Below are 24,387 nucleotides of genomic sequence, written 5' to 3' on the forward strand. Positions count from 1 at the left end.
CTCACAGGAGGTGCGGCAGATGACATCGCAGATCGACCACCAGATGCCGGATGCACCGGCGACCGAATGGCGGGACCGCAAGCGGTACCTGTGGCTGATGGGGCTGATCGCCCCGACCGCGCTGTTCGTGATGTTGCCGCTGGTCTGGGCGTTCAACAACGCCGGCTGGCACGTCGCCGCGCAGATCCCGTTCTGGATCGGCCCGCTGCTGGTGTACGTGCTGCTGCCGATCCTGGACCGCTTCTTCGGCCCCGACGGGCAGAACCCGCCGGACGAGGTGATGGAGCGGCTGGAAAACGACAAGTACTACCGCTATTGCACCTACGCCTACATCCCATGCCAGTACGCCAGCGTCATCTTCGGCGCCTACCTGTTCACCGCGACCGACTTGAGCTGGCTCGGATTCGACGGTGGCCTGGCCTGGCCGGCCAAGATCGGCCTGGCGCTGTCGGTCGGCGTGCTGGGCGGCGTCGGCATCAACACCGCCCACGAGATGGGCCACAAGAAGGACTCATTGGAGCGCTGGCTGTCCAAGGTCACCCTGGCGCAGACCTGGTACGGGCACTTCTACATCGAGCACAATCGCGGCCACCACGTGCGTGTCGCCACCCCGGAGGATCCCGCGTCGGCGCGCTTCGGCGAAACCTTTTGGGAGTTCCTGCCGCGCAGCGTCTGGGGCAGCCTGAAATCCTCCTGGGAGTTGGAGGCCAAGCGGCTGGAGCGGGCCGGAAAGTCGAAGTGGCACTGGTCCAACGACGTGCTCAACGCCTGGGCGATGTCGGTGGTGTTCTGGGGCGCGCTCATCGCCGTCTTCGGTCTCGGCGTGCTGCCGTACATGCTGATCTCGGCGATCTACGGGTTCACCCTGCTGGAAACCGTGAACTACCTGGAGCACTACGGCCTGCTGCGGCAGAAACTCGACAGCGGCCGCTACGAGCGGTGCGCGCCGGTGCACAGCTGGAACTCCGATCACATCGTGACCAACCTGTTCCTCTACCACCTGCAGCGGCACAGCGATCACCACGCCAACCCGACGCGGCGCTACCAGACGCTGCGCAGCATGGACGGCGCCCCGAACCTGCCCAGCGGCTACGCCTCGATGATCGGGCTGACCTACTTCCCGCCGCTGTGGCGCAAGGTGATGGACCACCGGGTGCTGGCGCACTACGACGGCGACATCACCCGGGCCAACATCCACCCGAGGATGAAGGACAGGGTGCTCGCCAAGTACGGGCGCGGAGGGCTTGAGCAGTGACCGCCTACCGCTGCCCGGGCTGCGATTACGTCTACGACGAGGCCAAAGGGGCTCCGCGCGAAGGCTTTCCGGCCGGCACCGGCTGGGCCGACATACCCGACGACTGGACCTGCCCGGACTGCGCGGTCCGCGAGAAGGTCGATTTCGAAACCATCTAGCCCGACGGGAAGGACATGACCATGGACTACAAACTGTTCGTCTGCGTGCAGTGCGGATTCGAGTACGACGAGGCCAAGGGCTGGCCCGAGGACGGGATCGCCCCGGGCACCCGTTGGGCCGACATCCCCGAGGACTGGAGTTGCCCGGACTGCGGCGCCGCCAAGTCCGATTTCGACATGGTCGAGATCGCGCGACCGTGATCACCACCACGGTGGGGCGCGCAATCCCCGCCGAGCCGCGCCGAAGTTATAGGGTCGCGGCTATGAACGCACCCCGGTCCGGCGCGCAGCGGGTGCCCTATGCCGAGGCGTCGCGGGTGCTGCTGCGCGACTCGATCCTCGACGGCATGCGGGAGATGCTGCTGGTTCGGGACTGGTCGTCGATCACCCTCACCGACGTGGCGCGCGCCGCCGGTATCAGCCGGCAGACCATCTACAACGAGTTCGGCTCCCGCCAGGGTCTGGCCGAGGGTTACGCGCTGCGCCTGGCCGACCGGCTGGTCAACGCCGTCGACGCCGCCATCAGCAACAACGTCGGCCAGGTGTACGAGGCGTTCCTCGAGGGGTTCCGGGCGTTCTTCATCGAATCGGCCTCCGACCCGCTGGTGATCTCGCTGCTCAACGGACAGGCCAAGCCCGACCTGCTGCAGATCATCACCACCGACAGTGGGCCGATCATCAGCCGGTGCTCGCAGCGGCTCACCACGACATTCCAGAACAGCTGGATCAAGGCCACCGACGAGGACGCCGGCGTGCTGGCGCGGGCCATCGTGCGGCTGGCGATGAGCTACGTCTCGATGCCGCCGGAGGCCGACCACGATGTGGCCCGCGACCTGGCCCGGCTGATGTCCCCGTTCGCCGAACGCTACGGCGTCATCGACCCGGACAACTGATCCGCGCCGGGGGAAGGGGTCGGCACCGGCAATGTTGGGCTACGGTATAAGGCGATACCCCGTAGCTGGCAGAGCACCTTCCCCATGCTGAAGCGCCTGTCCCGCGAGCCCGCAGGCTACGGGTTTCGGCATGACCTGCGCCGGCACGTCCGCACAGCCATGCCTTCAGTGACGACGAACAACACAAAGGGGCTCTAAACCACATGACTGAGTTGACCGTCGATGTCCGCAACGGCATCGACTACAAGGTCGCCGACCTTTCGCTTGCCGAGTTCGGCCGCAAGGAAATCCGCCTGGCCGAGCACGAGATGCCCGGCCTGATGGAACTGCGCCGCGAATATCACGACGTGCAGCCGCTCAAGGGCGCGCGTATCTCCGGTTCGTTGCACATGACCGTGCAGACCGCCGTGCTGATCGAGACGCTGACCGCTCTCGGCGCCGAGGTGCGCTGGGCTTCGTGCAACATCTTCTCCACCCAGGACCACGCCGCCGCCGCGATCGTCGTCGGCCCCAACGGCACCGTCGAGGAGCCCAAGGGCACCCCCGTCTTCGCCTGGAAGGGCGAGACGCTGGAGGAGTACTGGTGGGCTGCCGAGCAGATGCTGACCTGGCCGGGTGAGCCGGCCAACATGATCCTCGACGACGGTGGCGACGCCACCATGATGGTGCTGCGCGGCGCGCAGTACGAGAAGGCCGGCGTCGTGCCGCCCGCCGAAGAGGACGACTCCGCGGAGTGGAAGGTCTTCCTCGGGGTGCTGCGTCGGCGTTTCGAGTCCGACAAGGACAAGTGGACCAAGATCGCCGAGTCGGTCAAGGGCGTCACCGAGGAGACCACCACCGGTGTGCTGCGGCTGTACCAGTTCGCCGCCGCCGGTGAGCTGGCGTTCCCCGCGATCAACGTCAACGACTCGGTCACCAAGAGCAAGTTCGACAACAAGTACGGCACCCGCCACTCGCTGGTCGACGGCATCAACCGCGGCACCGACGCCCTCATCGGCGGCAAGAAGGTGCTCATCTGTGGTTACGGCGACGTCGGCAAGGGCTGCGCGGAGTCGCTGGCCGGCCAGGGCGCGCGCGTCCAGGTCACCGAGATCGACCCGATCAACGCGCTGCAGGCACTGATGGACGGCTACGACGTCGTCACCGTCGAGCAGGCCATCGGCGACGCCGACATCGTCATCACGTCGACGGGCAACAAGGACATCATCACCATCGACCACATGAAGGCGATGAAGGATCACGCGATCCTGGGCAACATCGGCCACTTCGACAACGAGATCGACATGGCTGCCCTCGAGCGCTCCGGTGCCACCCGCATCAACATCAAGCCGCAGGTCGACGAGTGGACCTTCGGCCAGTCGGGCAAGTCGATCATCGTGCTGTCCGAGGGGCGTCTGCTCAACCTCGGCAACGCGACCGGCCACCCCTCGTTCGTGATGAGCAACAGCTTCTCCAACCAGGTCATCGCGCAGATCGAGCTGTGGACCAAGAACGACGAGTACGACAACGAGGTCTACCGCCTGGCCAAGCATCTCGACGAGAAGGTCGCCAAGATCCATGTCGAGGCACTCGGTGGCACCCTGACCAAGCTGACGAAGGATCAGGCCGAGTACATCGGCGTCGACGTCGAGGGTCCGTACAAGCCGGAGCACTACCGCTACTGACGGTGCACCGTGTGATCGCAGCAGTCGCCGCGACGGCCGTATGTGCCGTCGCGGCGTCTGGCTGTTCGGGGGTTGACGAAAACCCGCCGCCCGCACCGCAACTCGACGTTCGCCACGATGTCGAGGGTCTGGCCGCGACGATTCCCGCCATCGGGGCCCCCGAATCGGTGTCCTGGGTGCAGTGGAGTGATCCCGCCGCGGCCCGCTGGACCGACGCAGTGGTGCTGCTGGCGCCGGCGGTGGTCGACGCGCTCATCGCGCAGTTCTCGCCCACCGGCACCGGTCGCGCGCCACAGGTCGCCGACGAACTGCGGGCCCAGGTGCCGCCCGGACCGTATCTGTCCGGCGAACGTCTCGACGCCGGTTTCTCCACCGATGTCACCAGTGCCTACGCGTTCCTGGATCGCGAACGCGCCACGCTCGTACTGCAGGCGACCAGCCTCGACGGCTGACGGCGGCTTGACACCTCGGTAGCTGCTGGATGGTCGGGATGCGGCAGTCGCGCGGGTGTCGGCAAATCTCGCCACGGACCGTTACACCTCGGACGTCAAACGACAAGTGATGAATCCGTAGTCAATCGGCTACCTGTTTGTTACTGTCCGGTAGTGATTCGGGCCGGGGCGCTGTTCGTCGTGATGTCTTTCGGATTTGTCATCAGTTGCCTCACAACCGGTTTGGCGCATGCCGACGATTGGTATCCGTACTACAACGAGGACGAATACACCGCCTTCTACACGCCACCGAATCCGTTGCCCGATGTAGCGCCGGGTGAGCTGGTGCGCACCGAGCCGTCCCGTTTGGTGATCGAACCGTCCGGTCAGGTCGGCAGGCTCAACGCCACCGGCACCCGCGTCATGTACCGCAGCACCGACGGTCGCGGCAACCCGAATGTGGTGACGGGCACCTACTTCGAGCCGTTCAACGTCTGGCCGGGGCAGGGCCCGCGCCCGCTGATCGTGTTCGGTCCCGGAACCCAGGGGCAGGGCGACCAGTGTGCGCCGTCACGCCAGTTCAACCAGGGCATCCACTGGTCGCCGTATCTGGACATCATGGTCAACTACGAGTCCGGGTTCGTGAACACCATGGTCAACCGCGGGTTTGCGGTCCTGATGACCGACTACGAGGGTCTGGGCACCATCGGGACGACGCACACCTACGTCAACCGCCTGTCCCAGGGACACGCCATGCTCGACGCGGCGCGGGCGGCCCGCAAGCTGCCGGGCACCTCGCTGACCCCCGACGGGCCGGTGGCGTTCTGGGGTTATTCGCAGGGCGGTGGTGCAGCAGCGTCGGCGGCCGAGTTGGCCGTCGCGTATGCCCCGGAGCTCAACATCGTCGGCACCTATGCCGGGGCGCCGCCCGCCGACCTCGTCGACCTGATCCCGTATGCCGACGGCAGCGCGCTGGTCGGGGTGATCGGTTATGCGCTCAACAGCGTCATGCAGTCCTATCCGGAAACCGAGCTCAAGATCAGGGCACTGCTCACCCCACGCGGGATGGACTTCGTCGACAAGACCCGGGATCAGTGTGTCGGCGAGACGGTCACCAAGTTCATGTTCCGGCACCTGCAGCCCTACTTCAACCATCCGATCCCGGAGTTGTTGACCGATCCGCAGTTCCGAGGCATATTCGATCTACAGAAGCTGGGCACCTTGAAACCCGCTGCGCCCGTGCTTCTCAACGCCAACCGGTATGACCCGTTGGTGCCGTACGCCCCCGTGGTGCAACTGGGCAAGGACTGGTGCGCCAAGGGTAGCGATATCGAGATGCGTACCAACGAAGGTCCGCCGATCTTCAACAAGCTGGTGATCAACCACGCACTGCCGATGGCGGTCGACGGTGAACCCGCGCTGCAGTGGATCGCCGATCGGTTCAACGGGGTGCCGACCAGACCCAACTGCGGACAGTTCTAGGGTCGTCGGACGGGAAGGGGGTCCATGTCCGACGACATCGCCGCCCAGGGTTCGCATGCGCTGGCCCTGTATGGGCAGGGCCGGGTGCAGGAGTCGCTGGCGGCAGCGTGGCAGACGGCGGCCGCGCACCCGAAATCGCCTCTGGCGCAGTACACCTACGCCAGTTTGTTGCGTGAGGCCGGCCGTGACGCCGAGGCCCTCGTGGTGGTCGATGCGGCGCTGCGGCTGTATCCGGGATCCGCGGACGCCTGGGTGCTGCGCGGGGACCTGCGGCAGAAGTCGGCCGGTCCGGCCGCGGCCGAATCCGATTATCTGGCCGCGCTGCGCATCGACGCCGACCACCCGCTGGCCACCCACAACCTGGCCGTCGGCAGGTTGCGCTGGGGCACCAACACCGAGGCGCTGCGCGGTCTGCTCGACGCGGTACGGCTGGACCCGGGACTGCGCGCGCTCGCGGTGGGCAACATCGCGTCGGCGCTGGCCCGGGTGCTGCGCGCGGCGACGGCGTCGACGGTGTTGCTGGCCGTGGCGCTGATCGCCCTCACCGCCCTGCACGACCAATCCCAATCAACCGCGCTCGCAAGGGTTTTCGCGGTCGTCCTGACGGTGCCGTCGGTCGCGGCGCTGGTGTGGGTGCTGCGGATGGTCCCGGGGCCGACCCTGCGTGCGGTGCTGGCCACGCGTTTGGTGCCGGCGCTGCGGCTGGTCTTCCTGATGGCCGCGGTATCGATCGGACTGCTCGCGGCGGCGCTGGGATCGACGATGCTCACCACCGTCGCGCCGGCGCTGCTGTTGTTCGGGGTGGTGGTGCTGACGGTGCTCGGCTGGGTGTTCGGCGGATAGCGATTCGGCTACGCTCGCCGCGTGCTCATCGTGATCGAAGGCCTCGACGGGGCAGGCAAACGGACCCTCACCGAGGGGCTGCGCGTGGCGTTCGAAACCGACGGCAAGTCCGTGACGACATTGGCCTTCCCGCGGTATGGCTCCTCGGTGCACGCCGATCTGGCGGCCGAGGCGTTGCACGGCGGGCACGGTGACCTCGCGGATTCGGTGTATGCGATGGCGACGCTGTTCGCGTTGGACCGCGCCGGGGCGGCCGAGGGCATCCGCGGACTCACCGCCGCTCACGATGTGGTGATCCTGGACCGTTACGTGGCGTCCAACGCCGCCTACAGTGCCGCGCGTCTGCACCAGGACGCCGACGGCGATGTGGTCGCCTGGGTCCGTGATCTGGAATACGGCAGGTTCGGTCTGCCCGAGCCCGATTGTCAACTGCTGCTGGACGTTCCGGTCGAGTTGGCGGCGCAGCGCGCGGTCAGTCGGGCCGCCCGGGACGCCGACCGCGCCCGGGATGCCTACGAGCGCGATGACGGTCTGCAGCGCCGCACCGGTTCCGTGTACGGGCAACTGGCGCGCGCGCAGTGGGGCGGTCCATGGGTGGTCGTCGAGCCCGACGTCGATGCCGCCGAACTCGCGCGGACCCTCACTTCCCGCTGAACCGCTCCAACCAGCCCTGCACCAGGTCACCGTCGTCGGCCTCGGGTGCCCGCAACGCCGTCAGTGTCGGGTGCCCGGCGGTCAGCAGCGCGCTGTCGGTGCCTTCCTCGGGCGGGTCGGCCACCTCGGCCTCGGCCAATCGCAGGCCGCCGTCGGCGATCTCGTCGACCCGTGTCTGCACCGCGCCGCCGCGGGCCAGCCGCGCGTGCCGCAGCGGACGGAGATCGGCCGCCGGCCGGTCGGGCACATTGAGCGACAGCACGGTGCCCTCGGGCGCGTCGAACAGCAATTCCAGTACCGGCGGCAGCAGACCCGCGGCGGTATCCCAGTACCGGTCACCGCTGGGCTGCAGTGCCACATCGAGGGACACCGCCAGCGCGCGGGTGTCACTGATCTTCGCGGTGAGCGCGGCGCCCACCGTACCCGAATGCAGCACGGCGCGACCGACATTCGCGCCGTGGTTGATCCCGGACAGCACGACGTCCGGGGCGGGGTCGAACCAGCCGTTGAGCGCGGCCGAGACGATGTGGCCGGGCTGGGCGTGGACCGCCCACGCGTCGACACCGTCGAGGCCGGGCAGTTGCCGGCGCTCGATGACGGTACGGCCGTCCTGGCGCACCGCCGTCAACGCTGCGCTGGCGCCGCTGGCCTGTTCGGCAGGGGCCGCCACGATCACCTCCAAGCCCGCCGCGCGCGCCGCACCGGCCAGCGCGTGCAACCCGGGGGAGTCGATCCCGTCATCGTTGGTCACCAGTGCCACAGGCATCAGATCTGCTCCCGTTCCGCCGTTCCCACCGCTCCTCCTACTTCTTCCAGGGCCGCAACTCGACGCGTTCGGCGAGTGTCTGCGCCGCGCGAGCCCCACCGGTGCCCAGCCCGTGCCGGACCACGTTGAGCGCCCCGCAGGCCGCGCCGATCTGCAGTGCACGGCGCACCGAGGCGCCGCCGGCCAACGCCGCGACCATGCCCGCCGTCATCGAGTCCCCGGCGCCCCGCGGGTCGGCGGGCTCCAGGCTCGGCATGACGACCTCCAGCACGTCGCCGTCCTCGGGCAGCGCGAGCGCCGGCGCCGACCCCGAGCGCGAGACGACGATGGTCTTGGCGCCCTCCTCGCGCATGCCGTACATGGCCTTGACCAGATCCTCGGGGTCCTGGGATTTCGCGCGGCCGTCGTCGAGCAGCTCCTCATGGCTGACCTTGACCAGGTCCAAACCGCCGGCCAGGGACGCCTCCAGCCGCTCGCCGGCCAGGTCGGCGGACACCTTGGCACCGTTGGCGCCCAGATCGGTGGCCAGCCGGCGGTAGAGATCGGCGGGCAGCGCCCGGTCTTCCTGCGGGCCCGAGAGCAGCACCCGGCCGTGGGTCAGCCCCTCGGTCAACGTCAGTTCATACAGGGCGTCGAGCTCGTGCCGGTCCAGCGCATTGCCCGCGGCCTCGGCGACGATCTGGCGCTCACCGTCGCGGCGGTCGTGCACGTAGGCACCGTTGCGGGAACTGACCGGCACCGTCCGGACCTCGACACCGTCGGTGGGCAGCAGGTGGCTCAGGACATGACCGGTCTCGCCGCCGACGGCGCAGCACAACACCACCTTGATGCCCAGCGAGGACATCATCCGGGACTGCCAGACGCCCTGACCGCCGGCGTGGACGTGGATGTCGTCCTCGTCGGCGCGATGCTCGACGGTCACGGTCAGCACGGGCAACGGGGCGAAGATGACGACGGTGTCGGGCTCGGTCGAGTCGTCGGACTGCTGCGATGCGGTGGCTTTCTTGGTCACAGGTGTCGGTGTACCCACATTCGACGCACTTTGGTGCGCGAGCCGCAGTCGCGGTGCGCTTAGGGTGAGAACAACACTGACGGGGTGGGGTGACGCGTGACGGCGTTGAAAGGATTCCTGGCTGCCTGGTCACAGGCCAGGAACACATTCGGTGCGGGCGCGCCCGAAAGCGGTGCGCAATTCGATCAAAGCGCAACACTGCGCGGACTACAGGCTGATGTGCAGCGCGCCACCCCCGATGATTTCTGGCGAGGTGCCGCCGCCAACGCCTATGGAGCGGTCAACGCCGACCATGCCGCTGTGTTCGGCGCTCTTGCCGAGCTCGACGTGCGGTTGGCGGCGGAAATCGATCGCTCGGCAGGCAACGTGACTGCCGGTCGCGGCGATCTCGACAACATCCGCGACTGGGTACTCAGCGCAGCCTCGTCAGTACCGCCGAACCGGGCCGGCGACGCGATGATGATGTCGATCGTGTCCAGCGGTCTGGCACGGATCGGTCAGATTGTCGAAAGGTCCAACGGCGAGTTGAACTCCGTCGGCGCGAGTATCGAGAAGCTCGGCGCGGAGTACTCGGCGTTGGGAAATCAGAAGTTCGGAGGGCGTGGACCGGTGCCGAAAAGTCCCGCCGAAACCGAAGACGACAAACCCTACGACCCCAAACCGATCGTTGACGCCGCTACTTGGCGCGTCGAATGGGAGCGGCTGCAGAGAGATATCGATGCGTACAACCGGTCGGTCAGGGAGTTCGGCATGAGGCCCATCCCTGCGCCCAATGATGTGCCGGGTGTCGCAGCCTACAACCGTGAAGTCGCCAGGCAGCATGTTCGCCAAGCCGGGCTGCAACAGCGTCAACTCGAGCTCGTCCAGAAGGCTGCTGAACTCGGACTCCCAGAACCCCAGATCGCTCCGTCGGGAAGCGCGTCCCCGGACGGCGCAGCGCCCACGGGTTTCGTCTCACGGGATCGACCTGCAAGTCCATCGGCGAAGGGACTTCCGACTTGACCCGCATCTTTATGGTTCTGATCGGTTGCGTGGCGGTGGTTACCGCCTGCGAACGAGATGTCAGCGGGGTGCCTGCATCGGGTTCTGTCGCAGATACGTCGATCCTGAGTCCGGCCGCGGTGCAAGAGCTCAGTGGAATCGGGAACCTGAGTCGCGCGGTCGATACCGACCAGCCCGTCTCCGATACCTACCTGTCCGAAGGTCCCTGCCACCAGGTGAGCGATCAACGCACCGCGTTCGGCGACGACTGGACAGCCTTTCGCTCGGTTGCGGATACCGTGCCCGTGCGATCTGGACAGCCGCCGGCGCCGATGGTGAGCTTGGTTCAGAACATCGTCGCCTATACCGACGGAGTCGCGGCGCGCACGGTGTACGACCGCTATGTCGAATCGATGGTGGCCTGCGCGGCATCGGGCATTCTCGGTGACGATCAGACAGTCGATCGTCGCGACGAGGAGACCGCGGTGTGGGTAGCCGGCGGAATGACGTCTGTGCTCGCCATCGACGAATCGACTTTGGTCGGTACATCGGCCGTCGCAGTTCCTGATGCCGAGTATGTGGCGATCGAGATGAGCCGCGCCATCCTGGACCGCATCGGCTGACCTACAGGGGCCGCCCCCGCGTGGCACCCCGGTTTTATCGCCCTGTGGTGACACCATGGTCACCATGAGGCAACGGATTCTGGTCGTCGACGACGACCCGTCACTGGCCGAGATGCTCACCATCGTGCTTCGCAACGAAGGTTTCGACACCGCCGTCATCGGTGACGGGAGCCAGGCGCTGACCGCCGTGCGCGAGCTGCGCCCGGATCTGGTCCTGCTCGATCTCATGCTGCCCGGGATGAACGGTATCGACGTGTGCCGGGTGCTGCGCTCGGACTCCGGCGTGCCGATCGTCATGCTGACGGCCAAGACCGACACCGTCGACGTGGTGCTGGGCCTGGAATCCGGTGCCGACGACTACGTCATGAAACCGTTCAAGCCCAAGGAATTGGTGGCCCGCGTGCGGGCCCGGCTGCGCCGCAACGACGACGAGCCGGCCGAGATGCTGTCCATCGCCGATATCGATATCGATGTGCCGGCCCACAAAGTCACGCGCCACGGTGAGCAGATCTCGTTGACGCCGTTGGAATTCGACCTGCTGGTGGCGCTTGCCCGCAAACCCCGCCAGGTGTTCACTCGGGATGTGCTGCTCGAACAGGTGTGGGGCTACCGGCATCCGGCCGACACCCGGCTGGTCAACGTGCACGTGCAGCGGTTGCGGGCCAAGGTCGAGACCGACCCGGAGAATCCGCAGGTGGTGCTGACCGTTCGAGGAGTGGGATACAAGGCCGGACCGCCGTGATCGAACGGCAGTACCTGTGATCTTCGGTTCCCGACAACGCGCCCGCGGCCGCTTTCGGGGGCCGTCCCCGATGTGGCGCGGACTCGGCGCGCTCGGTCGCGCGATCAGCTTCGCCTGGCGCCGATCGCTGCAACTGCGGGTGGTGTCGCTGACCCTGGGGCTGTCGCTGGCGGTCATCCTGGTGCTCGGTTTCGTGCTCACCAGCCAGATCACCGACCGCATCCTCGAGGTCAAGGTGCGCGCGGCCACCGAGGAGATCGAACGGGCTCGCGATACCGTCGGCGGCATCGTCGGTGGCGAGGAGACCCGCTCGCTGGACAGCAGCCTGCAACTGGCGCGCAACACCCTCATCGACCGCAAGGCCGACGCCGGACCCGGACTGGCCGGTGCGTACGACGCCGTGCTGGTGGTACCCGGTGACGGGCCGCGCGCGGCCACCGCGGCCGGGCCGGTGCAGCAGATCCCCGCTGCGCTACGCGATTTTGTGCAGGCCGGGCAGGTCAGCTACCAGTACGCGACGGTGCACACCGACGGCTTCTCCGGACCGGCGCTCATCGTCGGCAGCCCCAGCGGCTCGTCGCGGTCGGCGGTCACCAATCTTGAGCTGTACCTGATCTTCCCGTTGAGCAACGAGGAGTCCACCATCGCGCTGGTGCGCGGCACCATGGCCACCGGCGGCATCGTGCTGCTGGGCCTGTTGGCCGCGATCGCGCTGCTGGTGGCGCGCCAGATCGTGCTGCCGGTGCGGTCGGCCTCACGCATCGCCGAGCGGTTCGCCGAGGGGCATCTGACCGAACGCATGCCGGTGCGCGGCGAGGACGACATGGCGCGGCTGGCGGTGTCGTTCAACGACATGGCCGAGAGCCTGTCGCGTCAGATCACTCAGCTCGAAGAGTTCGGTAATCTGCAGCGCCGGTTCACCTCCGACGTCAGCCACGAACTGCGCACCCCGCTGACCACGGTGCGGATGGCCGCCGACCTGATCCACGACCACGCCGAGGACCTGGACCCCGCGCTGCGCCGGTCCACCGAGTTGATGGTCAACGAACTCGACCGCTTCGAGACGCTGCTGGCCGACCTGCTGGAGATCTCCCGACACGACGCCGGTGTGGCCGAACTGGCGGTCGAGGCCGTCGACCTGCGCGCCACGGTGCAGAGCGCGCTGGACAACGTCGGGCACCTGGCCGCCGACGCCGCCGTGCACCTCGACGTCGACATGCCGACAGAGGGCGTCATCGCCGAGGTCGACCCGCGCCGGGTGGAGCGCATCCTGCGCAACCTGATCGCCAACGCCATCGACCATGCCGAACGCAAACCCGTCGAGATCCGGATGGCCGCCGACGAGGACACCGTCGCCGTCACCGTCCGCGATCACGGTGTCGGGCTGCGTCCGGGTGAGGAGAAGCTGGTGTTCAGCCGGTTCTGGCGGTCGGACCCGTCGCGGGTGCGTCGCTCTGGCGGCACGGGCCTGGGCCTGGCCATCAGCATCGAGGATGCCCGGCTGCACCAGGGTCGGCTCGAGGCATGGGGTGAGCCGGGCAACGGTGCCTGCTTCCGGTTGACGCTGCCGCTGGTGCGCGGGCACAAGGTGACCACCAGCCCGCTTCCACTCAAGCCCGTCACCGTCAGCACCCGGACGAAAGATGTTGCCGCCCGCCGAGACCGGGAATCGGAGGGCGTATGAGGCGCGTCCTTGCCGGACTGTGCGTCGCACTGGCGGCGGTGCTGACGATTTCCGGATGTGCCGGGGTTCCCAGTTCGTCGGCGCCACAGGCGATCGGCACCGTGGAGCGGCCCGCGCCGCCGCGGCTGCCCACGCCGACACCGGGCATGGAGCCCGATGTCCTGCTGCGCGAATTCCTCAAGGCGACCGCCGATCCCGCCAACCGGCACCTGGCGGCGCGGCAGTTCCTCACCGAATCCGCCTCGCGCGGTTGGGATGACGCGGGCAGCGCGCTGCTGATCGACCGGGTGGTCTTCACCGAGACGCGCCGCCCCGACCGGGTGACGGTCACCATGCAGGCCGACATCCTCGGCTCGCTGTCGGATGTCGGCGTGTTCGAGACCGCCGAGGGGGCGCTGCCGGACCCGGGTCCGATCGAGCTGGTGCAGACCCCGGGCGGCTGGCGCATCGACCGGCTGCCCAACGGAGTCTTCCTGGACTGGCAGCAGTTTCAGCAGACCTACCGGCGCCACACGCTGTACTTCACCGACCCGACCGGTAATACGGTGGTGCCCGACCCGCGGTACGTCGCGGTGTCGGATGCCGACCAGTTGGCCACCGAGCTGATGAGCAAACTCATCACGGGCCCGCGCCCGGAGATGGCGCACACCGTCCGCAACCTGTTGGCCGCCCCGCTGCGGTTGCGCGGTCCGGTGACCCGCGCCGACGGCAGCAAGACCGGGGTCGGCCGCGGTTACGGTGGTGCCCGCATCGACCTGGAGAACCTGTCGACCACGGACCCGCACACCCGGCAACTGCTTGCCGCACAGATCATCTGGACGCTGGCGCGGGCCGGGATCAACGGCCCGTATGTCATCAACGCCGACGGCGCGGCGCTGGACGACCGGTTCGCCGAAGGCTGGGACACCGCCGACGTGGCCGCCAGCGATCCCGGTGCCGCCGACGGTGCGGGCGCCGGATTGCATGCGCTGGTGGGCGGCTCGCTGGTGTACCTGGACGGGCAGCGCGCCCCGCGGGTGCGCGGGTCGTTCGGGCAGATGCCCGATCAGGTGTCGGCGGCCCTGTCGCGCAGCGGACAGGAGGTGGCCTCGGTGGTGGTGCTGCGCCGCGACGCCCCCGACATGGCCTCCTCGCTGTGGATCGGGCCGGTGGGCGGTGATGCCGCCCAGGCGCTGGACGGACGTTCCCTGACCCGGCCGAGTTGGTCACTGGACGAGGCGATCTGGGTCGTCGTCGACGGTGTCAACGTGGTGCGCGTGCTGCAGGAGGCGGCGTCCGGTCAGCCGGCCCGCATCCCGGTGGACTCCACCGCGGTGTCCACCAAATACCCCGGCGCCATCGTCGAACTGCAACTGTCGCGCGACGGCACCCGCGCCGCCATGGTGATCAACGGGCAGGTGATCCTGGCCGGGGTCGAGCAGACCCCGGGCGGCGGCTACGCGCTGACCTATCCGCGCCGACTGGGCTTCGGCCTGCGCGACACCGCGGTGTCGCTGTCCTGGCGCACCGGCGACGATATCGTCGTCACCCGCACCGACACCGCGCATCCGGTGTCGTATGTGAACCTCGACGGGGTGAACTCCGACGGGCCGAACGGCAATCTGGCGGTGCCGATGTCGGTGGTGGCGGCCAACCCGTCGACGGTGTACGTGGCCGACCGGCGCGGGATCCTGCAGCTGTCGGGATCGGCCGCCGACAACGACCTCACCTGGTCGGAGGTGCGACCGCTGATGGTCGCCGGCGCGGTGCCGGTGCTGCCCGGCTGATCAGCCCCGCTGCGCGGCGCGCTGCCGGTCGACGAACCGAATCGACATGCGCTGCAACAACCCCGGCGTGAACCGGGCGACCCGCCACGCGGTGCGGGCCTGACGCGGCCACACCAGCAGCGCCTTGTTGCGCTCGATGGCGCGCAGGGTGTCGGTGGCCAGGTCATCGGCCGCGGCGAACGTCGCGCGGCGCCGACCCATCCGATAGAAGTCGCGCCCGACGAACCCGCCGACCGCGCCCTTGTCCAGGATCGGTGTCTCGACCGCGGTCGGGCAGATCGCCAGCACCCCGACACCGCGGCCGGCGGCCTCGGATCGCAGCGCCAGGGACAACCCCACCACGGCATGTTTGGTCATCACGTAGCTGGTGATCTGACCGGCCGCGGCCAACCCGGCCATCGAGGCGGTGTTCACGATGTGGCCGTGACCCTGGCGCACCATCACCGGATACGCGGCGGCCACCCCGTGCACGACACCGCGGATGTTCACGTCGATGATCGCGTTCCACTGATCCAGCGTCAGCAACTCGGTGTCGCCGCCCCAGGTGATGCCGGCGTTGTTGACCATCAGGTCCAGCCTTCCCGCCCGCTCGACGACGTCGTCGACGCAGCCCTGCACCGCGGCGGCGTCGGTCACGTCGAGCCGGCTCCACCGAGCCCCGAGGGGTTCGGCGGTGGCCCGGGCGCCGGCCTCGTCGACGTCGGTGCACAGCACCTCGGCGCCGGCGCCGGCCAGTGCCCGGCACAACGCGGCCCCGATGCCGGATCCGGCGCCGGTGACGATCGCCTGCTTTCCGCGAAAGGTGCTCACGAGCTCTCCCGTCATCGCAACAGTAGGTGGCACGGTAGCCGAAGCGCCGTGGCGAAACCCCCGTACCCGGGGTCGGCGCGGCCGGATTTACCCCGGGTACGCGAGTTTCGCCCGTAGGTGGGCCGGAGTTGTCGGAGCAGCCGCCCACACTGGGGCCCGTGCTGCTGGACCTGATGCTGCCGCTGGAATGCGGAGGTTGCGGCGCCCCGGCGACCCGCTGGTGCCCGACGTGTGGCGCGGAACTGGCGACGCGCGCCACCGATCCGCTGGTGCTGACGCCGCGGCTGGACCCCGGGGTGCCGGTGCTGGCCCTGGGCCGCTACGTCGGTCCGCGCCGCGCGGCGATCGTGGCGATGAAGGAGCACGGCCGCGCCGACCTGATCGCGCCCCTGGGGGCAGTCCTCGGGCTCGGCCTGCACCGGCTGCTGGGCTGGGGCCTGCTCGACGGTCCGCCGACCCTGGTCCCGGCCCCGACCCGACGGCTGGCCGCCCGGCGCCGCGGCGGTGATCCGGTGACCCGGCTGGCCAGGACGGCCGCCGCCGCGGTGCCCGGGACCGCGGTCGTCACGGCGCTGCGCCTCGGTGGGTTCGCGCGGGACTCGGTCGGCCTGTCGGCGGGGGACCGGCAACGCAACCTCGCCGGCCGGGTGCGGGTCACCCGCCCGGTGCACGGGCCGGCCGTCGTCGTCGACGATGTCGTCACCACCGGCGCCACGGCCAGTGAGTCCGTCCGCGCCCTGCAAACGGCGGGCGTGGCTGTGCAGGCGGTTCTGGCGCTGGCCGGCGCATGATCGACGCCGCGCTCTGTTGCCCGCAGATGAAGAACTGAAAACACGTCTGCGAAATTGGTGGCACAGTCAGGTGAACTCCGACTACCGTCGGTGCCAACAACCCGTGAATGCTTCGCGGCGGCACCCCTCAGGCGGGCGCCCGTGCGGCTCCGGGACCGCCCGAATGCGGTAGGAGGTGAGAACTCGACACCTGACGCCGGCGGGCGCGCGACATGCATCGTCCCGTCGACGTGTACGTGACTATCCGGCACGCGAACTGCGTGCGACTGCCGACAGAAACGAGTTGTCAAGCATGTCAACGAATTCCGTGGAAACTGATCGAAGCACCATGGTCATCGAGGACCGAGATGAAACCCCTGATGCGCCGGCCATGAACGCCGATGTCGTCGTCAAGGGACGCAATGTCGAGGTACCTGAGCACTTCCGGATCTACGTTGCCGAGAAGCTGGCCCGGCTCGAGCGTTTCGACAAGACCATCTACCTGTTCGATGTCGAGCTCGACCACGAACGCAACCGTCGTCAACGAAAGAACTGTCAGCACGTCGAGATCACCGCCCGCGGCCGGGGACCGGTCGTCCGGGGCGAGGCGTGCGCCGACAGCTTCTACGCCGCCCTGGAATCGGCGGCAAGCAAACTCGAGGCACGCCTGCGCCGCACCAAGGACCGGCGCAAGATCCACTACGGCGACAAGACGCCGCTGTCACTGCACGAAGCCACCGCGGTACTGCCGCCCGAAGACGCGCCGACGGCACCGGACCCGTTCTCGACCGACCCCGCCGATTTCCACGAGCCCGGCCGCATCGTGCGCACCAAGGAGCACACGGCCACGCCGATGACCGTCGATGACGCGCTCTACGAGATGGAACTCGTCGGACACGATTTCTTCCTCTTCCACGACAAGGAGTCGGACCGGCCCACGGTGGTCTACCGCCGTCACGCCTACGACTACGGACTCATCCGGCTGTCCTGACCAGCCGTCCCGCACGAGCCCCCGGCGCCCCTGGCCGGGGGCTCGTCGCATTCACAGACACGGGCGCGGACGCTTCGAGAGGGCCATCCTGGGCAGTCGCCTACGATGGAATGCGTCTACTGGCTGTCCAGATTCGTCAACCCACAGGGGATATAGCGTGCTCGATAAGTTGCTCCGGCTCGGTGAAGGCCGCATGGTCAAACGCCTCAAGAAGGTGGCCGACTATGTGGACACCCTGTCCGAGGACGTCGAGAAACTCTCCGACGCCGAACTGCGCGCCAAGACCGACGAGTTCCGCAAGCGCATCGCCGGTGGCGAGGACGTCGACGACCTGCTGCCCGAGGCGTTCGCCGTCGCCCGCGAGGCCGCCTGGCGGGTGCTCGGCCAGAAGCCGTTCGGAGTCCAGCTCATGGGTGGCGCGGCCCTGCACTTCGGCAACGTCGCGGAGATGAAGACCGGTGAGGGCAAGACGCTGACCGGCGTGCTGCCCGCCTACCTCAACGCGCTGACCGGCAAGGGCACCCACATCGTCACGGTCAACGACTACCTGGCCAAACGCGACAGCGAGCAGATGGGCCGTATCCACCGGTTCCTGGGCCTGGAGGTCGGCGTCATCCTGTCCGGCCTGACCCCGGACGAGCGGCGCCGCGCCTACGGCGCCGACATCACCTACGGCACCAACAACGAGTTCGGCTTCGACTACCTGCGCGACAACATGGCCCACTCCGTGCAGGAGATGGTGCAGCGCGGCCACCACTTCGCCATCGTCGACGAGGTCGACTCGATCCTGATCGACGAGGCCCGGACCCCGCTGATCATCTCCGGCCCGGCCGACGGCGCCTCCAACTGGTACGCCGAGTTCGCCCGGCTGGCCCCGCTGATGGAGAAAGACGTCCATTATGAGGTCGACCTGCGCAAGCGCACCATCGGTGTGCATGAGCTCGGGGTCGAGTTCGTCGAGGATCAGCTCGGCATCGAGAACCTCTACGAGTCCGCCAACTCGCCGCTGATCAGCCACCTCAACAACGCGTTGAAGGCCAAGGAGCTGTTCACCCGCGACAAGGACTACATCGTCCGCAACGGCGAGGTCATCATCGTCGACGAGTTCACCGGCCGCGTGCTGGTGGGCCGCCGCTACAACGAGGGCATGCACCAGGCCATCGAGGCCAAGGAGCGCGTCGAGATCAAGGCCGAGAACCAGACGCTGGCCACCATCACGCTGCAGAACTACTTCCGCCTCTACAAGAAGCTGTCCGGGATGACCGGTACCGCCCAGACCGAGGCCTCCGAGCTGCACGAGATCTACAAGCTGGGTGTGGTGTCCATCCCGACCAACCGGCCGATGATCCGCGAGGACCAGTCCGACCTGATCTACAAGACCGAGGAAGCCAAGTACATCGCCGTCGTCGACGATGTCGTGGAGCGCTATGAGAAGGGCCAGCCGGTCCTGATCGGCACCACCTCGGTGGAGCGCTCGGAGTACCTGTCGCGGCAGTTCACCAAGCGCAAGGTGCCGCACAACGTCCTCAACGCCAAGTACCACGAGCAAGAGGCGAACATCATCGCCGAGGCCGGGCGCCGCGGCGCCATCACCGTCGCCACCAACATGGCCGGCCGCGGTACCGACATCGTGCTCGGCGGCAACGTCGAGTTCCTGGCCGACAAGCGGCTCAAGGAGCAGGGCCTGGACCCGGTGACGACGCCCGAGGAGTACGAGGCGGCCTGGGAATCCACCGTCAGCAAGATCAAGGAAGAGGCCAAGGACGAGGCCGACCAGGTGCGCGCCGCCGGTGGGCTGTACGTGCTGGGCACCGAGCGGCACGAGTCGCGCCGTATCGACAACCAGCTGCGCGGCCGCTCCGGCCGTCAGGGTGACCCCGGCGAGTCCCGCTTCTATCTGTCGCTGGGTGACGAGCTCATGCGGCGCTTCAACGGCGCCACCCTGGAGACGCTGCTGACCCGGCTCAACCTGCCCGAGGACGTGCCGATCGAGGCCAAGATGGTCACCCGGGCCATCAAGAGCGCCCAGACCCAGGTCGAGCAGCAGAACTTCGAGGTCCGCAAGAACGTCCTGAAGTACGACGAGGTGATGAACCGCCAGCGCACCGTCATCTACGACGAGCGCCGGATGATCCTCGAGGGTGAGAATCTGCAGCAGCAGGCCCACGACATGATGGTCGATGTCATCACCGCCTACGTGGACGGCGCCACGGCCGAGGGCTACTCCGAGGACTGGGATCTGGAGAAGCTGTGGGAGGCGCTCAAGACGCTGTTCCCGGTGAGCATCGACCACCGCGATTTGATCGACTCCGACGCCGTCGGCGAGCCGGGCGAGCTGACCCGCGAGGAGTTGCTCGACGCGCTGATCAAGGATGCCGAGCGGGCCTACGCCGAGCGCGAGGCCCAGATCGACGCCATCGGCGGTGAGGGTGCGATGCGTCAGCTCGAGCGCAACGTGCTGCTCAACGTGATCGACCGCAAGTGGCGCGAGCACCTCTATGAGATGGACTACCTCAAGGAGGGCATCGGCCTGCGTGCGATGGCGCAGCGCGACCCGCTGGTCGAGTACCAGCGCGAGGGTTACGACATGTTCGTCGCGATGCTCGACGGCCTCAAAGAGGAGTCGGTGGGCTTCCTGTTCAACGTCGCGGTCGAGGCCGCGCCGGCGCCGGCCGCACCGACCGTCGCCCCGATGTCGCAGGGACTGGCCGACTTCGCGGCGGCCGCCGCCGAGAAGGCGCAGGGCCAGGGCCAGGTCGCCACCAAGGAACGTCCGGCAGGCGTGCAGGCCAAGGGCATCAACGACGGCAAGGCGCCGCCGCTGACCTACACCGGCCCCGCCGAGGACGGCTCGGCCGAGGTGAAGCGCTCAAGCGGCGGCCCGGCACAGCCGGCCGGCGGTGGCACCCGCAAGGAGCGCCGCGAGGCGGCGCGCCGCGGCAAGAAGCGCTGAGGCGACTCAACCGATCTGTAGCGCCACCATCTGCCATCGTCCGGCCACGATCTCGACGCGGCCGGCGATGGCCCGCACCCGCGGACCGCGGGTGTAGGTGGCGAACACCTCGGCGGCGCTGATCGGCTGCTCATCCTCGGTTGCGATGCTGCGCAACCGGATTCGGCGCAGCACCGCGGCACCGCCAACGTGCTGCGCCCGCGCCAGCGATTGCGTCGTGTCGATCAGCGACGGCGCCAGCAACCCGCGCAACTGGGTGGCCGGCCGGCGTCGGTCGATCACTTCCAGCACCCGGCGTAACGCCGCATCGGCGAACACCGCGGCGGCCGTGGGAGCCGGCACCTCACCGGCGACGGTCGGCGTACTGAGCCGGCGCGGGGTGCGCCTGCGCGGTGCGGGCGACGGTGGCGGCCGGTGGTGCGCGGTCGCCGAAGGCGGCGGCTCGCAGTCGATGATCGGGGTGGTGAACACCGGGTGCGATCGGCGGTGCGGTGCGGATTTCACGGGCACTCCAGCGGGCAGGGTCGGATACGGCGGCTGCTGGAGAGGCACAGGCATATTGATGATGGCACGTGCGCGACGGGCCCCGGCGCACCTGTTGTCGCCGCCGGCTTTGACGGGCGCGCAAGCACCGGTGATGCGGGTCCCACAATCGGCCGCTACGGTGGCGGTGACAACAGCGGTGCGGCGAGGGTGAGGGGGACGGCGTCGCGATGGTGACCAGGTTGTCGGCATCGGACGCGGCGTTCTACCACCTGGAGAACAGTGCGACGCCGATGTACGTCGGATCATTGTCGATCGTGCGCAAGCCGCGCGGCGGACTGAGCTACGAAGCGGTGCTGGGCACCGTCGAGCGTCGGCTCCCGCAGATCCCGCGCTACCGGCAGAAGGTGCGCGAGGTGCCGTTCGGGCTGGCCCGCCCGGTGTGGATCGACGACGACGATTTCGACATCACCTACCACGTGCGGCGCTCGGCGTTGCCGTCACCGGGCAGCGATTCCCAGCTGCACGAACTGATCGCCCGGATCGGGTCGCGGCCGATGGACAAGTCGCGCCCGTTGTGGGAGATGTACATCATCGAGGGGCTGGCCGGAAACCGCATCGCCATCTACACCAAGTCCCATCAGGCGCTGGTCAACGGGATGTCGGCACTGGAGATCGGCCACGTCATCGCCGACCGCGCGCAGAAGGCCCCCGAGTTCGGGGAGGACATCTGGATCCCGGCGCGCGAACCCAGCGCCGAACGGCTGTTGGCCGGCGCCATCGGGGAGTGGATCACCCGCCCCACGGCGCAGGCCGCGGCGCTGCGGTCCTCGGTGCAGGAGATGATCACCAACGCCGGCGCGTTGGTCGACGTGGGCCGCCGCGTCGCCGACGTGGTCCGCACGGTGGCCCGCGGCACCGCGCCGAGCAGTCCGCTGAACACCACCGTCTCGCGCAACCGCCGGCTCGCCGTGGCCGGACACAAGCTGGAGGACTACCGCGCGCTGCGATCGCGCTACGACTGCGATGTCAACGATGTGGTCTTGGCGGTGGTGGCCGGCGCCCTGCGCAACTGGTTGTTGTCCCGCGGCGAGCCGGTGACCTCGACGTCGACGGTGCGCGCCATGGCACCCAATTCGGTGTATCCGGATGCCGAGATCGACTCGGCGGGGCCGGGTCAGGCCATCAGCGAGGTGTCACCGTTCCTGGTCGACCTGCCGGTGGGGGAGGGCAACGCGGTGGTGCGGCTGTCGCAGATCGCGCACGCCAACGAGTCGCATTCCACCGCCGCCAGCCTGGTCGACGCGCGCACCATCGTGACGCTGTCGGGATTCGCCCCACCCACCCTGCACGCCATGGGTATCCGGGTGGCGACCAGTTTCTCGGCCCGACAGTTCAATTTGCTGATCACCAATGTGCCCGGTGCGCAGAAGCAGATGTACCTCGCCGGGGCCAAACTGTTGGAGACCTACGCGGTGCCGCCGCTGCTGCCCAATCAGGTCCTGGCCATTGCTGTGACCTCGTACAACGGCATGATCTACTTCGGTATCAACGCCGATCGCGAGGCCATGAGCGATGTCGAGGTGTTGCCGGTGCTGCTGCGCGAATCGCTGGAAGAATTGCTCGACGCGGGTCGCTAGGCGAGTTGACGAGATTGCCCTGAGCGGGGTCTGATGGATCAACCATGCCAGATACCGAAAAAGACCATACGAAACTCGACAAGCTCGACGTAATACCGCACCCCGTCCTCGACGTGCCGATCGACGAGGATGCACTCACCCACCGACGACACGTTGATCGGCTGGTTTTCGGCGTCACCGCCGTGATCGCCGTCGCCTTCCTGATCTGGGGATTCGTCGACACTGCAGGTTTGGCTACCGCGTCCGGTGACGCGCTGGGCTGGGTCCTGACCAACGCCGGGTGGCTGTTCACGCTGACCGCCTCGGGCTTCGTCATCTTCGTGTTGTGGATCGCGCTGGGGCGCTTCGGCAACATCCCGCTCGGCCGCGACGACGAGGAACCCGAATTCCGCACCGTGTCCTGGGTGGCCATGATGTTCAGCGCCGGGATGGGCATCGGCCTGATGTTCTTCGGCGTCGCCGAACCGCTGTCGCACCTGGTGACCCCGCCACCGCTGACCGGCCCGGAGGGCAACCCGGAGTCCGTGCAGAACGCGATGGCCACCACGCTGTTCCACTGGACCCTGCATCCGTGGGCGATCTATGCCGTGGTCGGTCTGGCGATCGCCTACGGCGTGTACCGCAAGGGCCGTTTCCAGCTGATCAGCGCCGCCTTCGAACCGCTCATCGGGGACCGCGCCAACGGTGGTCTGGGCAAGGTCATCGACATGCTGGCCATCTTCGCGACCCTGTTCGGGTCCGCGGCCTCGCTCGGTCTGGGAGCGTTGCAGATCCGCAGCGGCCTGCAGATCGTCGCCGGCATCGGTGAGACCGGCAATGCCATCTTGATCGGCATCATCGCCGTCCTGACATGCGCCTTCGTGCTGTCCGCGGTATCGGGTGTTGCCCGCGGAATCCAGTGGCTGTCCAATATCAACATGGTGCTGGCGCTGGTGCTGGCGTTGTTCGTCTTCATCGTCGGGCCCACCATCTTCATCCTGAACCTCATTCCGACGTCGATCGGCAGCTATTTCCAGGACCTGGCCATGATGGCGGCCCGCACCGGCGCCGAGGGTGCCGCGACCGACGCCTGGTTGGGATCGTGGACGGTCTTCTACTGGGCGTGGTGGATCTCGTGGACCCCGTTCGTCGGGATGTTCATCGCGCGGATCTCGCGCGGGCGCACCATCCGCCAGTTCGTCACGGGTGTGCTGCTGGTGCCCAGCCTGGTGTCGCTGGTCTGGTTCTGCATCTTCGGCGGTGCCGCGATCGATGCCCAGCGCGGCGGAGCCGATCTGGCCGGTGAGGGTTCCTCGGAGGCGCAGCTGTTCGGGCTGCTCGGCGAGTACCCGATCGCGACCGTCGCCAGCATCGTGGTGATGGTGCTGGTGGCCATCTTCTTCGTGTCCGGGGCCGACGCTGCATCGATCGTGATGGGGTCGCTGTCCGAGCGCGGCACCATCGAACCGAGCCGCAAGACCGTCATCTTCTGGGGCGTGGCCACCGGTGCCGTCGCGGCGGTGATGCTGCTTGTCGGCGGTTCGGACGCGCTGAACGGCCTGCAGTCGATCACCATCATCGCGGCGTTGCCGTTCGTGCTGGTGATGGTCGGGTTGGCCGTCGCGCTGGTCAAGGACCTGCGTCAGGATCCGCTGATGGTGCGGCGCGAGTACGCGGTCGAGGCCGTGCACTCGGCGGTGATCGCCGGGGTGACCAAACACGGTGACGATTTCGTGCTGTCCGTGGAGAAGGACCCCGACGCCGGCAAGACGGACGAGCAGCAGGCCGAGCCCGGGCGCTAATCTCG

23 protein-coding genes are annotated in these 24,387 nt (G+C 68.0%); 19 read left to right on the plus strand and 4 right to left on the minus strand.

From position 1 onward, the window contains the following. Nucleotides 1-19: 19 nt before the first annotated feature. The 9 genes from ACWDUN_RS20980 to ACWDUN_RS21020 all read left to right on the plus strand — a co-directional run bounded on the left by ACWDUN_RS20980 (nucleotide 20) and on the right by ACWDUN_RS21020 (nucleotide 7,380). Entirely contained in the window at nucleotides 20-1,255 is a 1,236-nt protein-coding gene (locus tag ACWDUN_RS20980) for an alkane 1-monooxygenase (RefSeq protein WP_449931931.1), read from the plus strand. Next, nucleotides 1,252-1,413 (plus strand): rubredoxin, encoded by a 162-nt coding sequence (locus tag ACWDUN_RS20985; RefSeq protein WP_449931932.1) that lies wholly within the window; start codon nucleotides 1,252-1,254, stop codon nucleotides 1,411-1,413. Before ACWDUN_RS20980 ends, ACWDUN_RS20985 begins: the two co-directional genes overlap by 4 nt. A 15-nt stretch (nucleotides 1,414-1,428) precedes the next feature. After that, a complete protein-coding gene (locus ACWDUN_RS20990) occupies nucleotides 1,429-1,614 on the plus strand; it encodes a rubredoxin (RefSeq protein ID WP_449931933.1) in 186 nt (61 codons plus the stop codon). Between the two features lie 62 nt (nucleotides 1,615-1,676). Beyond that, nucleotides 1,677-2,306 carry a TetR family transcriptional regulator AlkX gene (alkX, locus tag ACWDUN_RS20995; protein WP_449931934.1) on the plus strand — a complete coding sequence of 210 codons (630 nt, stop codon included), beginning with the start codon at nucleotides 1,677-1,679 and terminating at the stop codon, nucleotides 2,304-2,306. Nucleotides 2,307-2,509: 203 nt separating this feature from the next. After that, complete coding sequence (gene ahcY, locus ACWDUN_RS21000) at nucleotides 2,510-3,970, plus strand: adenosylhomocysteinase (RefSeq protein WP_449931935.1); 1,461 nt, start codon at nucleotides 2,510-2,512, stop codon at nucleotides 3,968-3,970. Between the two features lie 11 nt (nucleotides 3,971-3,981). Further along, complete coding sequence (locus ACWDUN_RS21005) at nucleotides 3,982-4,422, plus strand: hypothetical protein (protein ID WP_449931936.1); 441 nt, start codon at nucleotides 3,982-3,984, stop codon at nucleotides 4,420-4,422. Between the two features lie 183 nt (nucleotides 4,423-4,605). Continuing rightward, nucleotides 4,606-5,883, plus strand: a complete 1,278-nt coding sequence (locus tag ACWDUN_RS21010) for a lipase family protein (protein ID WP_449932046.1) — start codon at nucleotides 4,606-4,608, stop codon at nucleotides 5,881-5,883. Nucleotides 5,884-5,907: 24 nt separating this feature from the next. Then, nucleotides 5,908-6,726, plus strand: coding sequence for a tetratricopeptide repeat protein (locus ACWDUN_RS21015; RefSeq protein ID WP_449931937.1), 819 nt, complete (start codon nucleotides 5,908-5,910; stop codon nucleotides 6,724-6,726). Nucleotides 6,727-6,747: 21 nt separating this feature from the next. Then, nucleotides 6,748-7,380, plus strand: a complete 633-nt coding sequence (locus ACWDUN_RS21020) for a dTMP kinase (RefSeq protein WP_449931938.1) — start codon at nucleotides 6,748-6,750, stop codon at nucleotides 7,378-7,380. Here the strand turns inward: ACWDUN_RS21020 and surE are convergent. Beyond that, the gene (gene surE, locus ACWDUN_RS21025; RefSeq protein ID WP_449931939.1) at nucleotides 7,367-8,146 is read right to left on the minus strand and encodes a 5'/3'-nucleotidase SurE; all 780 of its coding nucleotides are present in this window, start codon (nucleotides 8,144-8,146) and stop codon (nucleotides 7,367-7,369) included. The genes ACWDUN_RS21020 and surE overlap by 14 nt on opposite strands. Before the next feature lie 37 nt (nucleotides 8,147-8,183). Further along, nucleotides 8,184-9,158 (minus strand): 1-phosphofructokinase family hexose kinase, encoded by a 975-nt coding sequence (locus tag ACWDUN_RS21030; protein WP_449931940.1) that lies wholly within the window; start codon nucleotides 9,156-9,158, stop codon nucleotides 8,184-8,186. Between the two features lie 96 nt (nucleotides 9,159-9,254). On the opposite strand from ACWDUN_RS21030, the gene ACWDUN_RS21035 reads away from it, so the two are divergent. The 5 genes from ACWDUN_RS21035 (at nucleotide 9,255) to lpqB (ending at nucleotide 14,954) form a co-directional block, all read left to right on the plus strand. Continuing rightward, nucleotides 9,255-10,160, plus strand: coding sequence for an EspA/EspE family type VII secretion system effector (locus ACWDUN_RS21035; RefSeq protein ID WP_449931941.1), 906 nt, complete (start codon nucleotides 9,255-9,257; stop codon nucleotides 10,158-10,160). A gap of 284 nt (nucleotides 10,161-10,444) precedes the next feature. Then, on the plus strand, nucleotides 10,445-10,762 hold the full coding sequence (locus ACWDUN_RS21040) for a hypothetical protein (protein ID WP_449931942.1): 318 nt from the start codon (nucleotides 10,445-10,447) through the stop codon (nucleotides 10,760-10,762). A 55-nt stretch (nucleotides 10,763-10,817) separates the two neighbouring features. Next, a complete protein-coding gene (mtrA, locus tag ACWDUN_RS21045; RefSeq protein WP_449931943.1) occupies nucleotides 10,818-11,504 on the plus strand; it encodes a two-component system response regulator MtrA in 687 nt (228 codons plus the stop codon). Between the two features lie 16 nt (nucleotides 11,505-11,520). After that, entirely contained in the window at nucleotides 11,521-13,188 is a 1,668-nt protein-coding gene (gene mtrB / locus ACWDUN_RS21050) for an MtrAB system histidine kinase MtrB (RefSeq protein WP_449931944.1), read from the plus strand. Beyond that, complete coding sequence (lpqB, locus tag ACWDUN_RS21055; protein ID WP_449931945.1) at nucleotides 13,185-14,954, plus strand: MtrAB system accessory lipoprotein LpqB; 1,770 nt, start codon at nucleotides 13,185-13,187, stop codon at nucleotides 14,952-14,954. Before mtrB ends, lpqB begins: the two co-directional genes overlap by 4 nt. Here the strand turns inward: lpqB and ACWDUN_RS21060 are convergent, their stop codons facing one another. Next, nucleotides 14,955-15,764, minus strand: a complete 810-nt coding sequence (locus ACWDUN_RS21060; protein ID WP_449931946.1) for an SDR family NAD(P)-dependent oxidoreductase — start codon at nucleotides 15,762-15,764, stop codon at nucleotides 14,955-14,957. A 161-nt stretch (nucleotides 15,765-15,925) separates the two neighbouring features. On the opposite strand from ACWDUN_RS21060, the gene ACWDUN_RS21065 reads away from it, so the two are divergent. The 3 genes from ACWDUN_RS21065 (at nucleotide 15,926) to secA (ending at nucleotide 20,478) form a co-directional block, all read left to right on the plus strand. After that, nucleotides 15,926-16,555 carry a ComF family protein gene (locus tag ACWDUN_RS21065; RefSeq protein ID WP_449932047.1) on the plus strand — a complete coding sequence of 210 codons (630 nt, stop codon included), beginning with the start codon at nucleotides 15,926-15,928 and terminating at the stop codon, nucleotides 16,553-16,555. 328 nt (nucleotides 16,556-16,883) lie between these two features. After that, nucleotides 16,884-17,525: a ribosome hibernation-promoting factor, HPF/YfiA family gene (gene hpf, locus ACWDUN_RS21070; RefSeq protein WP_449932048.1), complete on the plus strand. Its 642-nt coding sequence runs from the start codon at nucleotides 16,884-16,886 to the stop codon at nucleotides 17,523-17,525. 157 nt (nucleotides 17,526-17,682) lie between these two features. Further along, the gene (secA, locus tag ACWDUN_RS21075) at nucleotides 17,683-20,478 is read left to right on the plus strand and encodes a preprotein translocase subunit SecA (RefSeq protein WP_449931947.1); all 2,796 of its coding nucleotides are present in this window, start codon (nucleotides 17,683-17,685) and stop codon (nucleotides 20,476-20,478) included. Between the two features lie 6 nt (nucleotides 20,479-20,484). Here secA and ACWDUN_RS21080 read toward each other — a convergent pair whose 3' ends face one another. Further along, nucleotides 20,485-21,036, minus strand: coding sequence for an Rv3235 family protein (locus ACWDUN_RS21080; protein WP_449931948.1), 552 nt, complete (start codon nucleotides 21,034-21,036; stop codon nucleotides 20,485-20,487). Between the two features lie 155 nt (nucleotides 21,037-21,191). Here ACWDUN_RS21080 and ACWDUN_RS21085 point away from each other — a divergent pair, with 155 nt between their 5' ends. Both ACWDUN_RS21085 and ACWDUN_RS21090 read left to right on the plus strand, forming a co-directional pair. Then, a complete protein-coding gene (locus ACWDUN_RS21085) occupies nucleotides 21,192-22,601 on the plus strand; it encodes a WS/DGAT/MGAT family O-acyltransferase (protein WP_449931949.1) in 1,410 nt (469 codons plus the stop codon). A 44-nt stretch (nucleotides 22,602-22,645) separates the two neighbouring features. Then, nucleotides 22,646-24,382 carry a BCCT family transporter gene (locus tag ACWDUN_RS21090; protein WP_449931950.1) on the plus strand — a complete coding sequence of 579 codons (1,737 nt, stop codon included), beginning with the start codon at nucleotides 22,646-22,648 and terminating at the stop codon, nucleotides 24,380-24,382. The last annotated feature ends 5 nt before the right edge of the window (nucleotides 24,383-24,387 follow it).

It is taken from the genome of Mycobacterium sp. NPDC003323 (assembly GCF_053589535.1).